Origin of the sequence: Candidatus Sodalis endolongispinus (assembly GCF_018777395.1) — a bacterium.
In the GTDB taxonomy this organism is placed as follows: domain Bacteria; phylum Pseudomonadota; class Gammaproteobacteria; order Enterobacterales; family Enterobacteriaceae; genus Sodalis_B; species Sodalis_B endolongispinus.
Genome location: NZ_JAFJYC010000001.1, coordinates 223,515 through 237,431 on the forward strand (window position 1 = coordinate 223,515; position 13,917 = coordinate 237,431).

Below are 13,917 nucleotides of genomic sequence, written 5' to 3' on the forward strand. Positions count from 1 at the left end.
ATTTCCTCCCACCGCGTCCGCGCGCTCCAGGCGCCGGCAACTATACTGATAGCTAACAGCCTTTTTCTCCCCGGCAGGGACCTCTTTTCATCGCGAGGACACCATGACAGATAACGCAACGCTTCAGGCGCATACTTTGTTCCAGACCGGCTATTTTATCAATGGCCAATGGCATACGTCCGACACCACCTTCGATGTGGAAAATCCGGCCACCGGCGAAGTGCTTGCCCGGGTTGCCAAAGCGGGCAAAACGGAAACCGATGCGGCCATTGCCGTCGCCGCGGCGGCCTTTCCGGCCTGGCGCGCCAAAACGGCAAAAGCGCGTTCAGAGGTGCTCTACCGCTGGTATCAGCTCATCATGGAGAATCAACCCTATCTGGCAAAACTGATGAGCGCCGAGCAGGGCAAGCCCGTCAAGGAAGCCGCCGGCGAAGTAGCGTATGCCGCCAGCTTTATACAATGGTTTGCCGAACAGGCCAAGCGGGTCAACGGCGAAATCATTCCGCCCGCCAAAGGCCACTCGCGCATCTTCGCCACCCGAGAGCCGGTAGGCGTAGTCGCGGCCATTACCCCCTGGAACTTCCCGATGGCGATGCTTACCCGCAAACTCGGCCCGGCACTGGCCGCAGGTTGTACGGCGCTTATCAAGCCGGCGAACGCGACGCCGCTGTCGGCGTTTGCGCTGCTGGCGCTGGCGCAGCAGGCCGGCGTGCCGGACGGGGTTCTTAATGGCGTTGCCGGCGATACCCATGCAATAAGCGATGCCATTATGGCCAGCAGCACCGTGCGTAAGGTGACGTTTACCGGGTCGACCGAGGTCGGCAAAACGCTGATGCGCAACGCGGCCGATACCATGAAAAAAATCTCCATGGAGCTGGGGGGCAATGCCCCGTATATTGTGTTTGACGACGCCGATATTCCGGCTGCGGTGGCTGGCGCCATGGCCAACAAATTCCGTAATGCGGGGCAGGTGTGCGTCAGCGTCAACCGCTTCTTTATTCAGGACGGCGTCTACGATCGGTTCGTTACGCAGTTGGCGCAGGAAGTGGAGAAACTGACCGTCGGCAACGGCGCCGAGGACGGCGTGGTAGTCGGGCCGCTGATTAACCGTGCCGGAGTGGAAAAAGCCGAGGAGCATGTGAATGATGCGCTGTCGAAGGGCGCGCGCGTGGTCACGGGCGGTAAACGCCACCCGCTGGGCGGCAACTTTTTCCAGCCTACGGTGCTGGCCGAGGTGACCGACGACATGCAAGCTGGCGTGTGAGGAGACTTTTGGCCCGGTTGCCGCCTGCTTCCGCTTCACCGATGAGGAAGAGGTGATCCGGCGCGCCAACGATACGCCCTATGGTCTGGCCGCTTACTTTTACACCCGGGATCTGGCGCGGGTGTTTCGCGTGGCGGCGGCGCTTGAGAGCGGCATGGTGGGGATTAACGAATGCGCGGTCTCCACCGAGCTCGGGCCGTTTGGCGGCGTAAAAGAGTCCGGGTTGGGGCGTGAAGGGTCAGTGCTGGGTATGGAAGATTATCTGGAAGTCAAGACGCTGCACATCGGCGGGCTCTGAGGGCGCCGGTGGTCGCCCGCCCATGCCGGCGGGTACCGCCAATGCGCCCGGACGGAGAGACAACAACCGGTTAAGCGGAGAGCGCCCTATGGAGAAAGTATCCTTCGATTTTAATCATATAGCCGACCTGCCGGCTTTTTATCGCGCTTTTGATCGCCAATTCGCCATTAGCGAGCCTTATGATGCCAATCTCGACGGCCTGTGGCGTATGGTCATGAGCCGTTTGCCGTTGCCGGTTGAGATCGAATTTCTGCATCTAACCGCCTCGAAAAGGCGGCGTTTTGGCGAGCTGATTTTGCTGTTTGACGAAGCGGAAGAGGAACTGCAGGGAAAGCTGCATTTCAACGTGCAGGCAGACGGCAGCGGGCGCCGGACGGTGGCGCAACGCGCGGCGCCCCCGACGCGGCGTTAGTCTGCCTCGGCCAGGGTGCGCAAGTATTGGTAAAGCTGGAGCGCGGTTTTTGGCGGTTTGTTGGCTGCCTGCTCTTTCTGAGCATTGCGCACCAGTGCCCTTAATTGTTCTCGGTCGGCCTGCGGGTAACTTTCCAGCACTTGTGCAATGGCGTCTTCGCCATGGACAAGCAGCTTGTCGCGCAGCACTTCCAGTTTATGAAACAAGGTGACTTGCTGGTTATGGCGGTTTTTCAGTTTGTCCAGCGCCTGCTGGATAGGCTCCGGGTCCCGGGCGCGCAGCATCTTGCCGATAAGCTGTATTTGCCGGCGCTGCCCTTCGCGTTTGATGCGCTGCGCCAGCGCGATGGCGGCGCGCAGGTCATCGTCCAGCGGGATTTTTTCCAGCGCGTTTTTGCCGAGCGACACCAGCTCGACGCCTAGCTGTTTTAGCGCTTCGGCGTCGCGTTTGATTTCACTCTTGCTGACCCAGATTATTTCATCTTGCTCATTGGCCTGCTGCTGCGAAGGCTGCGGGTCCTGCCACTCTTCCGGCTGTTTGTTCATAGGGGTTCCTCAAAAAGAGGCTCATCCTAGCAGGTTGCCTCGGATTATCAACGGCATTATTTCACCGCACGATATCAAAATGTCAATTTTAGCCGCCTTTCACCGCACGATGTCAAAACGCCTCTTATCGGTGCATTTCATGCTACGAGGTCAAACGGCCACTTATCGCCACCATCCACGGCATGACGCCAAGCGGCCGCTTATCGCTGCCATCCACGGCATGACGCCCAACGGCCCCTTCGCCGCTATCCGCCGCACGACGATAAAACGCCTCTTAGCGCCGGATGAGCCCGATGGCAAAGGCCACGAGTGCCATCACGGCTGAGGCCGCGCGGCGTGCGCGAGCATCATCCGCACAGCGAGGGAGGCTCGCCGGCGGCTCCCGCCTGCCGTTCTTCGCGCGCACAGTGCCAAATGCATTACGGACTGTTAGACTGAGGGCATGATGCAAAGCGGTTTCAGATTGGCTGACCGCATAATCCGATTTTGCCGGGCGTGCGGCGAGATCCCCTCAAGCGGATAATGCTCTATGAATAATAGCGGAAGCATAAATTTAGTCACCCAGGTCGCTCAGCAACGTACACTTTTGGAAAATGCGGTCGCTCAGGCGCTGGAGCTGGCGCGCGCCGGGTCGGACGGGGCGGAAGTGGCGGTGACCAAGACGACCGGTATCGGCATTAGCACCCGCTATGGCGAGGTGGAGAATGTCGAATTCAACAGCGATGGCGCTCTGGGGATTACCGTTTATTATCAGCAGCGCAAAGGCAGCGCTTCCTCCACCGATCTCAGTCAGGATGCGATTGCCCGCACCGTGGCCGCCGCGCTGGACATTGCTCGTTACACTTCACCCGATCCCGCCTCCGGGCCGGCGGAGAAAACGCTGCTGGCGTTCGAGGCGCAGGATCTGGATTTATTCCACCCCGCCGCGCTGGATGCCGAACACGTGATTGCCCTGGCTGCCGAGGCCGAGCAGACGGCCCTTAAAAGCGATAAGCGTATTACCCACACCGAAGGGGGCAGCTTTAATAGCCATTTTAGCACCCGCGTGTTCGGCAATAGTCACGGCATGCTGCAAAGCTACAGCAGCCGACGCCATTCTCTCTCCTGTAGCGTGATAGCCGAAAGCGGCGGCGATATGGAGCGCAATTATGCCTATACCCTTGGCCGCGCCTTCGACGATTTGCGCTCGCCGCAGTGGGTGGGTGAGGAGTGCGCACGCCGCACGCTAGCGCACCTTAATCCACGTAAGCTGCCGACCATGGAGGCACCGGTGCTGTTTGCCGCCGAAGTCGCCACCGGATTGTTTGGCCATCTCGTCGGGGCCATCAGCGGCGGTAATGTGTATCGCAAGTCGACATTCCTGCTCGATTCGCTCGGTAAGGCCATTTTGCCCGATTGGCTCTCCATTCAAGAGTGCCCTCATCTGCGCAAAGGACTGGCCTCGTCGCCGTTTGACAGTGAAGGGGTGAGAACCAGCGATCGCGCCATCGTGCACGACGGCGTGCTCAACACCTGGTTGCTCGGCAGTTATGCGGCGCGCAAGTTGGGCCTTGAGAGCACAGGGCACGCCGGCGGCATACACAATTGGCGGATATCGCACCAGGCGATCGATTTCGCCGCTCTGTTAAAACAAATGGGGCGCGGATTGGTGGTGACGGAGCTGATGGGGCATGGAGTCAGCGCCATTACCGGCGACTATTCCCGCTGCGCCGCCGGTTTCTGGGTAGAAAACGGCGAAATTCAATACCCGGTCAGCGAGATAACCATCGCCGGCAACCTGAAAGAGATGCTGCGCAATATCGTCAGCATCGGCAGCGATACCGAGATCCGCAGCAATATCCAATGCGGTTCGGTACTGCTGTCGGCGATGAAAATCGCCGGTCAATGACGCTGCCTTTCAGCCATGCTCAATATCGTCGGTGGGTGAAACGAATCGCTCCTCGGTGACTGCTAATGCCACCAACGATGAAGGTTCTTGCTCCATGACGAAGATCGCCGGCCAATGATATTTCTCATTGGCTTCGGCCTACCTTCCTTAGCCCATAATGGACACTGAACATGATCCTTGTCGCCACCGGTATGAGAAGGTTCTTGCTTGCGCTGTTACCGCTTCTGGCCGTCCTGTTTGCTACTGCGGCGACGGCGCGGGAGCTGAGCGAAGATATGGATATGATTGCCGCCAATGACAGCGCGGTCCTTCACACCGATAATCCGGCCACCCTGAAACAGGCGCTGGCGGATATGCACGCTGCGGCCATAGATGCCCGCCACGCCGCCGAAACTACGCGGGCAAGCGCCGGAAAGCCCGCAAATGCAGGACTATCGGCGGGGTATCGATACGTTACTAGGGCAAATCGAGCAGGCGCAGGCAAAGGTGGAGAAAGGCGATATAGTGGGCGCGAAGCAGCTAGCGGGCCAGTTCAAGCAGACCCGTGATGAGAATCACGCCAAGTTTCGCTAAGTTGGGCCCGTCACGTTATTCCCGGTTTTGCTGATAAACCGACAGGTGCGTCCATACCGCACTCAGCAGCGGAACGGACAGGCCGGCGTGGTCGGCGTGGGCTTTCAGATCGCCGATGATCTGATCGGCCTCCACGGCGTTACCGGCTATCAAATCCCGATACAGAGAAGAGGTCATGGGCGACCCCTGTTGGCTCATCAGGGTGGTGGTTTCCGCGATGACATCATCACGCCGCCGGTAGCCGCCGGCCTCTGCGATCGACACCACCTACGCCACCAGCGCGTGCGCGAAGGCTGGCCCGCCGGGCGCCGCCGCGACTTGGCCGATGGTGCCGCGCATCAGGCAGGTGATACCGCCAAGGCTCGATAACAGTATCCACTTTTCCCATAGCGCGGTGGTAATTGACGGGACGGCGCAGGCGTCAAAACCGGCGTTGCCCAGGGCGGCGTCGACACGCGCCAGCCGTTCCGTACGGCTATCATCCAGCTCGCCATAACAGAGCTGATGCAGCGGGGTGAATTGTACAATGCGGCCCTGTGCGTACAGCGTGGCGGCAATTTTACACACGCCGCCCATTATCGCCTCCGTGCCGAAGCGCTCGCGCAGGCGCGCCAAATGCGCCATGCCGTTGAGCAAGGGCACGATAGTCGTTGTCTGGCCGACGGCGGGCGCGATACCGTCCATTGCCGACGCCAGCGAGAAGGCTTTTACCGATAACAGGATCAGATCATAATGACTCGTGAGGCTGCCGGCTTCCACCAGCGCTGGCTGCAGCGTCACATTGCCGTTGGGGCTTAAGATCCGCAGCCCGTTGTGGCGCAGCGTTTGCGCCGGCGCCTACCACTAATATGCGCATTGCACCCACCTTATTCAGCCGAAAAAAGGCGATCCGCCGCCGAATTCGTCGTTGCTAATGTTGCTAACATAAAGCGATCGCGGGCGAAACGCCCTTACCCGCACCGGGGTGGCGATAGGGCTGCCATAGCGGATCTTTTCCGTCAAGTTTGCGATCGAGGAAGAAGGCGGCGCTTATCAGCGCCAGATGCGTCAGCGCCTGCGGCGTGTTGCCGAGCGCGTAGCCGCGTCGGTCAAACTCTTCTGCGTACAGACCCAGCGGATTGGCATAGCGCAGCAGCTTTTCAAATTCAAAATGCGCTTCGCTGACTCGCCCGGCGCGCGCCAGGCATTCCACATACCAAAAGGAGCAGGCGGCGAAGGCGCCTTCTTCGCCCTCCAGAGGGTCGGCTGGCGTCTCTTCGGCGATATAACGCCGTACCAGACCATCATGCACCAGATGGGCACGGATGGCGTCCAGGGTTGCCAGACAGTCGGGGGCGGTAGCGCTGACAAAGCGGAACAGCGGCATCAGCAGCATCGATGCGTCCAAATCTTTGCCGTGGCGGGTGGCGGTAAAATGGCCGAGTTCCGGGTTCCAGAAATTTTGCCATATATCTTCGCGAATGGCGGCACGGGCTTTGTCCCAGCGGTCATAGGGCATTGACAGCGACCGCTTCATGCCGAGGCGCAGCGCGCGATCCAGTGCCACCCGGCACATTAATCGCGAATGGAGAAAATGCTGCGGCTCGCCGCGCATTTCCCAAATACCGGCGTCCGCCTGTTGCCAGCACTCACACACGTGATTGACGGTATTCACTACATACTGCCAGCCCTGATTTTGAATGGCATCGCCATATTTATTGGCCAGATAAATGGCGTCCAGCAGTTCGCCATAGATATCCAGCTGTAACTGGCGATAGGCCAGGTTACCGACGCGTACTGGTTTAGCCACGCCATAGCCGGCCAGATGGGGCAATTCGGCTTCCGGCAGTTCGGTGCCGCTGTCGAGACGGTAAACAACCTGCAACTTCTCCGGTTCAAACTGGCTGTTGGCCATACACTGGCCGACCCAGTGGTTAAACGCCTTCGCCTCTTCGGTATAGCCCAGTCGCATCAAGGCATAGACGCTAAACGAGGCATCGCGCAGCCAGGAGGCGCGATAATCCCAGTTGCGTTCCCCCCCCCGGCGTCTCCGGCAGTCCGAAAGTGGCGGCGGCGGCAATGGAACCATGCCGCGCGGAGGTGAGCAATTTTAACGCCAGCGCCGACCGGTTAACCATTTCCCGCCAGCGGCCGCGGTAATTGCTGCGGGCCGACCAGAGTTGCCAATAATGCAGCGTCTCGGCGAAGAGAAGGTCGGTATTCTCCACCGCTACCCGGTCATCGTCGGCGCCGCCGAAAACGAAAGTCGCCTGTTCGCCCGGACCCAGTGAAAATGCCGCCATCGCGGCATGCTCGTCGCACTTGAGCGCGACGCTTGCGGCCAGCCGCAAAGAAGGCTGGCCGTCGGTGACAAACGTCACCGCGCCATCATGGTACCTGGCATCGGGGCGCGCGCGCGTAGTCGGGCATCGGCGCGCAGCGCATGCGCCAATTCGCGCTGCCCTTTAGCACCTGTAATCGACGTACGATAAGCGGCATCCGATCGGTATCGTCGCCGATCGGCATATAGTCCGTTACCTCCGCCACCCCCTGTTGCGATAGCCAGCGGGTTTGCAGAATATTGGTATCCGGCAGGTACAACTGTTGTAGCCGCGCGTCGGACCAGTCCGGTTGCAGTCTGAACAGGCCGGCTTGCTCGCTGTCCAAGAGTGCGGCGAAGACCGACGGACTGTCGAGATCGGGCCAGCAGAAGTAATCAATGGTTGCGTCGTGCGCCACCAGCGCACAGGAGCGCAGGTCGCCGATAATTCCGCGATCGCCAATATTGCGGGTAATGCCGGCTTTAGGTAAATCCGTCATAACAGGCGCTTTCCTTCCAGCAAGTCTGAAATCGGTTACCTCTCAGTGTAGCTGACGCGCAATAAAGGCCCGACGTCGGCGCCTGGAAAACGCACGGGCGGACAAAAAAAGCCTGCCCGCCGGGCAACACGAGGGCGGCGGCGGTTGTCGCGGCGACGTTTGTCCCGGTGCTCGGCTAATGCCCGCCGGCACGTCACCCCGAGAGCAACGTCAGCAGCGTCGGCAGTTGTGATAGCAGATAGAGGACGACGCCAATAAGTCCCCCCACCAACGTGCCGTTGATACGGATAAACTGGAGGTCACGGCCGATATTGAGCTCTATTTGCCGCGACATGTCCCGCGGATCCCAGCTTTTTAACGTATCGCTGATATGGCGGGTGAGAAACAGGGCGAATTCCGGCGCCATTTTCGTCGCCGCTAATTCCATATGATGGTTTAACGATGCGCGCAGGCCGGGATCGCGCGACAGGGTTTCGCCCAGCCAGCGGCCAGATCCCGCCACCCGGGCATGCAGCAACGAACTATCGCTCGCGAGATCCGATTTCAGCCAGGTGCGCATATCGCCCCACAGCTTCGCGGATGTAGCGGTTAAGCGCCTCATCATTTTTCAGATACGCCTTGATCTCAACGGCTCTGAGGGCCATTGCCGAGTCCTGCTTAAGCCGGGTGATAAGATGGCGCGTGATCCTATCGAACCGCCGGCGTAAGGCGTGGTCGCTGTCCTGGCTGATATCGTCCAAAATGGCATTGACCGCGTTGGAAATCAGCTCAGCGCTGTGTTCACCCAGCCAGTCCGTCGGCAGCAGTCGTTCCTTGATGGGATGCTCGCGTTTGAACCAGCGCACGATCTGTTCGCTGATAAGCGCACGGGCTTCCGGCTTGTTCAGCAACAAAGTTAATTGGGAAATCGCCGCATCCAGCAGGGCCTGGTGGCGCCCGTCGCGGGTCAGGATATCCAGAATCGAGGCCGTGGAGCGGGTCAAATCGATTTTGTCGATCGCCGCATGCACCGCCTGGCGCAGAAAAGCTTGAATACGCCGATCGTCGGTGAAATCCAGCAAGCCGCGCAGCAACGGCAAGAGATAACCGCTTAGCCGGGCGGCGTTCTCCGGCGCGGTGAGCCAGCCGGCAATGAGCTGTGCCGGATCGTGACGGCGTATCAGGGCAACTATCGACGCGGTATCCAGAAATTTATCCTGGACGAACAGCGCTAGATTATCGGCGATTTTCGCCTTATTACGCGGAATGATGGCGGTATGTCGCGCAATAATAAGGCAGCGGTACGCGGTGAAACAGTGCGATCACCGCGAACCAATCCGCCAACGCCCCTACCATGGCCGCTTCAGAAACGGCTTTCAGGCCGTTGACCCAGAAATTGGCCGGCAGGAAAAGCGTGAGGATAAAGACCGCCGCGGCGCTGACCAGCAAGGCCAGCGCCAGACGCTTCACTTTCCGTAGTTCGGCTTCTTTTGCGGTCATGGGGCCATCAATCGGCAACGGTACGGCTGAATGCGTCGACGGCGATAATTGCCTGCGCCACGTCCTCAGCGCTTAGATAAAGATTCAAGTTGCGCAGGGTGTCTCCTTCAGCGCAGGCAAGCGCGCCCACTTTTACCAGGTTTTCATAGGGCTCGTTTTCCAAATGCAGCGCCTTAAGCGTGGTCGGCATGGCGATGGCGCGGTAAAAGCGGATATAACGGGCGATTTCTTCATCCGGCCGCTGCTCCAGCACCATATGCGTCAGCGTGCCGTAAGCGACTTTTTCGCCGTGGGTCAGGTGATGGATATCCCCCTGAATGGCGGTAAAGCCATTGTGAATCGCATAAGCGCCCGCCAGACCGCCGTTTTCAAATCCCAACCCGGAAAGCAGCGTATTGGCTTCCACCGCGGGCGTGACCATGCGCATCGCAACCGCCTGGTAAGCGCTGTAGCCATACGTGAGCAAGGTTTCCTCACAGGCGGCGGCAATTGCCATACCGGCGATGGTCGGTTTGCCGCCGACCATCGACAGGGCATTGGTGCGTTTGACCGCCTGGGCTTACACGTAGGTCGCCAGGCCATCGGCGATGCCAGAAGCAAACAGCCGCACCGGCGCCTGGGCGCAGACGGCGGTATCCACCAGCACCAATTCCGGATTTTTAGTGTAAAAACGGTAACTGTCAAACACGCCATCGTCGCTATAAATGACCGACAGCGCGCTGCACGGCGCATCGGTGGAGGCGACGGTCGGCACAATGGCCACCGGATGTTTCAATTCATCCGCCACCGCTTTGGCGGTATCCAGCGTCTTGCCGCCGCCGAGACCGACCACAACGGCGGTTTGCTCATCGCGGGCCACGCTCGCCAGACGGAGGATTTCGTTGCCCGATGCCTCGCCGTTAAAACGTTCATAGCGGTAGGCGATGTCGGCTGTTTTCAGCGTGGCCTGCACCCGCTCCCCGGTGATGCCCCACACCACATCGTCGGCGATGAGAAAGGCTTTGCTGCCCAAAGCGGACAGGTAATGACCCAATTCATCCAGGACGCCGCTACCCTGAACATACTTTCCCGGTGACGAAAAGATAAAGTTTCTCATAGTTTTTTTACCTCGGTCTTTGTTGAAAAAGGCGCCGGCGGGCACCGGCGTGCGCCAGGGTAGACAGTTGCTACGATTGTAGTACAGACGAGCGGATAGTGAGGGACTGAATATGCCTAAGGCCGTTTTCAATAAATGGCGCGATCCGCGAAGGTGCTGACTGTCAGCTGACGATGACGCTAAAAACATAATAAGCTGGTAAGATTGTTGACGCCACCCTGCATTCGCCGGCGATGGAAGATTTGCGACGCGACCGGTCCCCGGCACGTCTGGCTGCTGCTTTAACGATTGCGAGATAAATTACGCTATGCCTAGGTTTTCCAATTGTATTATGAAGGCTGTTTGGATCCTTCTTTTCAGCGTCATGCTGGCGTTTGGCACTCTCTCAACCGGGGCGCGTGCGGATGACGCGCAGGAGGCTGCCGCCGACAGCGCCAAGCCGGTGAAAATCAATGCCGCGGCGGAGCTGAACAAATTGCAAAAAGGCCTCGATACGCTAAAGCAACAAGTGTCGAATGCCACCGCCGACAACCAGTTGAGCGCCCTGAACGACAGCGCCATGCAATTAGCCAACGACGCCGATACGCTGATGACCGCGTTGCAGCCCGATCGCACGCAGCTACAGGGACAGCTGGACGTGCTGGGCCCGCCGCCGGCGGCCGGCGCGATGAAGGAAACCAGCGCCGTCGTCCAGAGCCGCAATAGTTTAAACGCGCGCAAAGCGCTGCTGGACAGCCAAATCGAGCGCGCCAGAACCGTCAGCTCCAGCGCCACCAAGCTGTCGGTGCAGATAGCCGATATTCGCTGCAATACCATGTGCTCGCAGATGGCGCTCAATTCGGGCAGTATTTTGTCGGCGCGCTTCTGGACGCCGGTGACGCAGCCCCAGTCTGAGGATAAGCGCCGGCTGGCCAGTTTCTCCGACGACGTGGCCGACGCCTTGCAGCAAGACTGGTCGCCGGAATGGCGCGTCGGCTCCGCCGCATTGCTGGTGCTGGCGCTGCTGGTGTGGGGTTTCAGCTCTCGCTGGCTGGATAGACCCCTGGGTTGGTTCAGTATCCACATTATGCCCGAAGGCCGCCTGCGCCGCAGCTTTCTTGCCTGCTTCACCGCGCTGGTCACCGTGTTAAGCGTAGGGGTAGGGGCGCAATTGCTTTATTGGCTGCTCACCCGTCTGCCGGATGTCTCCGACGAGCTGGTAGATTTTGCCGATGGCGTGTTGCGTTTGACGTTTTTTGCCTCGCTCATCGCCGGGCTGGGCCGCGCGTTTTTATCCAATCACCGCCCCTCATGGCGCCTGCCGGCGATCCCCGACGCCATCGCCCTTGCCATGAAGCCGCTGCCGCCGCTGCTGGCCACCTTCGTGCTGATTTCAGGCGCTATTGAGCAGCTCAACAGCAGCGTCGGCACCAGTGTGTCGACGACCATTTTCGGCTATGGGCTTTCGGCGCTGCTGGTGGCGCTGGTGGCGTTCAGCGGCCCGCTTCGCATCAAGCGCACGCGGCGTAAATTGCTGGCCGAGGGCGCGCCGCTGGAAACGCGGTCGGCCGTGGTGGGTCTGATACAAGTTTGCATTACCGCCACCGCGATTTTGATTACCTTGCTGATTGGCTATATCTCGCTGGCCCGCTTCCTGACCTATGAGCTGGTGTGGTTGGCGATGGTGCTGTCGCTTCTTTATTTGCTGATTCATCTGGTAGTGGATTTATGTGACGGTCTGTTTGCACCGAATACGCCGCTGGGGATGCGCATTAAGCACATGTTCAATCTCGATGACCGCCATTTATCCCAGGTGGCCATCCTGCTCGCGGCTATCGGCAAAACGCTGCTGATTGTGTTCGGCGCCGTGGCCCTGATCAACGGCAATTTCGGTTCCACCACGCCGTTGGCGTTGTTGCATAAAGTGCTCGAAGTCTAGGGCGGCAAATGGCTTGAGAAGCTCAATATCGTCCCCGCACATGTGTTGAACGCTTTGATTTTCCTGGCCATCTCCCTTTATGTCCTGCGCTCCGCCAGACGCTGGCTGGAAAAAGATTTCCTGCCGAAGACCATGATGGAACCGGGAATGCGTTCCTCGCTGGTGACAATGTTTAGCAATGTCGGTTATGTGTTGGTGATCCTGCTGGCGCTGTCCACCCTCGGCATACAATGGAATAATCTGGCCTGGATCGTCAGCGCGCTGTCGGTGGGGATCGGTTTTGGTTTGCAGGAGATCGTGAAGAACTTCATTTCCGGCTTGATCCTGCTGACGGAACGACCGGTTAAAGTCGGCGATCTGATAAGCATCAGCGGCATTGAAGGCGATATTCGCCGTATCAATGTGCGCGCGACCGAAATCCAGCTCGGCGATCGGTCGACGGTCATCGTGCCGAATTCCCAGTTGATTTCCCAGAACGTGCGCAACGCGACCATGGGCAACGCGCAAGGGGTGGCCACCATCGCGCTGACGTTCCCGCTGGATATCGATCCTGAACAGGTACGCACTCTGCTGCTGGAGGCCTACCGCGAGCACGAAGCGATCCAAAGCGCCCCGGCGCCCTCGTTCACTTTCAGCCAGTTGACGCCGTCGGGTATCGTGCTGAGCGTAACCGGTTTCGTCAGCAGTCCGCGCGTCGTGGCATCGACCAAAAGCGATCTGCTGTTCGAGATCCTAAAGCGCCTGCGTGCCGACGGCATTACGCTGTCGATGCCGCAAAAAATGATTGTCGAGAACGCCAACGTTACCCCCGCGACGCCGCCTGAAGCCTGATCCTTCCCTCGCCGACCTGTAATCGGGACTGCACGTGCCGGCGCTATAGGTAGGGCTGCGGGCGCGGCGCCGTCTGTGACGGCGCTAGCCATCATGGGGCGGTGTTTGCTGGCCTTCTCCCAGACTACGCTGCATCAACAGGGTATCTACCCAACGGCCATGTTTAAAGCCCACCGCCGTCAGCTGTCCAATCAATTGAAAACCGAGCTTTTGATGCAAACGTAATGAGGCATGATTGTCCGCATTGCCAATAATTGCCAGCATCTGACGCCAGCCACCCTGTTCCGCCCGGGTAATGGCTTCGCGCAACAGTAACTCGCCGAGTCCGCGTCCGATTTTGGCCGGATGAATATACACGTAATCTTCGACGGTGAAACGGTAGGCGTAACGGGGACGACAAGGGGAAAGATAACAATAGCCCAGCAGTTCGCCGTCTTGCCGGGCCACAAGCCAAGGCAGCCCTTGCGCCTTTACCGCGGTATAGCGGGCCATCATATCGTTTAGCGACGGCGGCTCGGTCTCGAAACTCGCGATACCGTGTTGCACATGCCAGGCATAGAGATCACGAATGGCTAGCAAATCCGCCTCTTGGGCATCGCTGATGAGAATAGCCGAATGTGTCACTGTACCTCCTTTGGCGCAGATTCTGCTGACGTTGACGATAACGCCAATAATAGTTAAACCTAGCCTCGCCAACCGATAATCGCCATAACAAAAAATGTTAGCGCCAAAAGCCGACATGGCACGCCTGATGCCGGGTGACACGACCGTTTCTCTACGGCAGAGCGGGCCTGGCACCACCGCTGTCGGTAAA

The 13,917-nt window shown here is 59.1% G+C and carries 8 protein-coding genes and 5 pseudogenes; 6 read left to right on the top strand and 7 right to left on the bottom strand.

Going from position 1 to position 13,917, the window contains the following annotated elements; genetic code table 11:
• Positions 1 to 103 precede the first annotated feature (103 nt).
• Positions 104 to 1,562 (top strand): annotated as a pseudogene (locus JZM24_RS01155) (NAD-dependent succinate-semialdehyde dehydrogenase).
• An 88-nt stretch (positions 1,563 to 1,650) separates the two neighbouring features.
• Entirely contained in the window at positions 1,651 to 1,974 is a 324-nt protein-coding gene (locus tag JZM24_RS01160; RefSeq protein WP_215668290.1) for a barstar family protein, read from the top strand.
• Here JZM24_RS01160 and yjgA read toward each other — a convergent pair.
• Entirely contained in the window at positions 1,971 to 2,519 is a 549-nt protein-coding gene (yjgA, locus tag JZM24_RS01165) for a ribosome biogenesis factor YjgA (RefSeq protein WP_215668291.1), read from the bottom strand. The genes JZM24_RS01160 and yjgA overlap by 4 nt on opposite strands.
• Before the next feature lie 139 nt (positions 2,520 to 2,658).
• Between yjgA and JZM24_RS01170 the strand changes: the two genes are divergently transcribed.
• The 3 genes from JZM24_RS01170 to JZM24_RS18190 all read left to right on the top strand — a co-directional run bounded on the left by JZM24_RS01170 (position 2,659) and on the right by JZM24_RS18190 (position 4,980).
• Entirely contained in the window at positions 2,659 to 2,844 is a 186-nt protein-coding gene (locus tag JZM24_RS01170) for a hypothetical protein (protein WP_215668292.1), read from the top strand.
• Positions 2,845 to 3,066: 222 nt separating this feature from the next.
• Positions 3,067 to 4,407 (top strand): metalloprotease PmbA, encoded by a 1,341-nt coding sequence (gene pmbA / locus JZM24_RS01175; protein ID WP_215669955.1) that lies wholly within the window; start codon positions 3,067 to 3,069, stop codon positions 4,405 to 4,407.
• Positions 4,408 to 4,779: 372 nt separating this feature from the next.
• Entirely contained in the window at positions 4,780 to 4,980 is a 201-nt protein-coding gene (locus tag JZM24_RS18190) for a cytochrome b562 (protein ID WP_246579841.1), read from the top strand.
• Positions 4,981 to 4,995: 15 nt separating this feature from the next.
• Here the strand turns inward: JZM24_RS18190 and JZM24_RS01185 are convergent, their stop codons facing one another.
• The 5 genes and pseudogenes from JZM24_RS01185 to JZM24_RS01205 all read right to left on the bottom strand — a co-directional run bounded on the left by JZM24_RS01185 (position 4,996) and on the right by JZM24_RS01205 (position 10,354).
• A complete protein-coding gene (locus tag JZM24_RS01185; protein ID WP_215668293.1) occupies positions 4,996 to 5,244 on the bottom strand; it encodes a ketopantoate reductase C-terminal domain-containing protein in 249 nt (82 codons plus the stop codon).
• A 3-nt stretch (positions 5,245 to 5,247) separates the two neighbouring features.
• The gene (locus JZM24_RS01190; RefSeq protein WP_215669956.1) at positions 5,248 to 5,802 is read right to left on the bottom strand and encodes a 2-dehydropantoate 2-reductase N-terminal domain-containing protein; all 555 of its coding nucleotides are present in this window, start codon (positions 5,800 to 5,802) and stop codon (positions 5,248 to 5,250) included.
• Between the two features lie 97 nt (positions 5,803 to 5,899).
• Positions 5,900 to 7,779: pseudogene (locus JZM24_RS19345) on the bottom strand (glycoside hydrolase family 15 protein).
• Between the two features lie 193 nt (positions 7,780 to 7,972).
• Positions 7,973 to 9,258: pseudogene (locus JZM24_RS01200) on the bottom strand (DUF445 domain-containing protein).
• Positions 9,259 to 9,265: 7 nt separating this feature from the next.
• Positions 9,266 to 10,354, bottom strand: a pseudogene (locus JZM24_RS01205) (glycerol dehydrogenase).
• A 331-nt stretch (positions 10,355 to 10,685) separates the two neighbouring features.
• Between JZM24_RS01205 and JZM24_RS01210 the strand changes: the two are divergent.
• Positions 10,686 to 13,103 (top strand): annotated as a pseudogene (locus tag JZM24_RS01210) (DUF3772 domain-containing protein).
• Between the two features lie 84 nt (positions 13,104 to 13,187).
• Here JZM24_RS01210 and JZM24_RS01215 read toward each other — a convergent pair.
• Complete coding sequence (locus tag JZM24_RS01215) at positions 13,188 to 13,727, bottom strand: GNAT family N-acetyltransferase (RefSeq protein ID WP_312884864.1); 540 nt, start codon at positions 13,725 to 13,727, stop codon at positions 13,188 to 13,190.
• Positions 13,728 to 13,917: the final 190 nt, after the last annotated feature.

Excerpts from the sequence above, each read along its gene's own strand:
- JZM24_RS01160 (WP_215668290.1), top strand. The coding sequence starts at position 1,651 with ATGGAGAAAGTATCCTTCGATTTTAATCATATAGCCGACCTGCCGGCT.
- yjgA (WP_215668291.1), bottom strand. The coding sequence starts at position 2,519 with ATGAACAAACAGCCGGAAGAGTGGCAGGACCCGCAGCCTTCGCAGCAG.
- JZM24_RS01170 (WP_215668292.1), top strand. The coding sequence starts at position 2,659 with ATGCTACGAGGTCAAACGGCCACTTATCGCCACCATCCACGGCATGAC.
- JZM24_RS18190 (WP_246579841.1), top strand. The coding sequence starts at position 4,780 with ATGCCCGCCACGCCGCCGAAACTACGCGGGCAAGCGCCGGAAAGCCCG.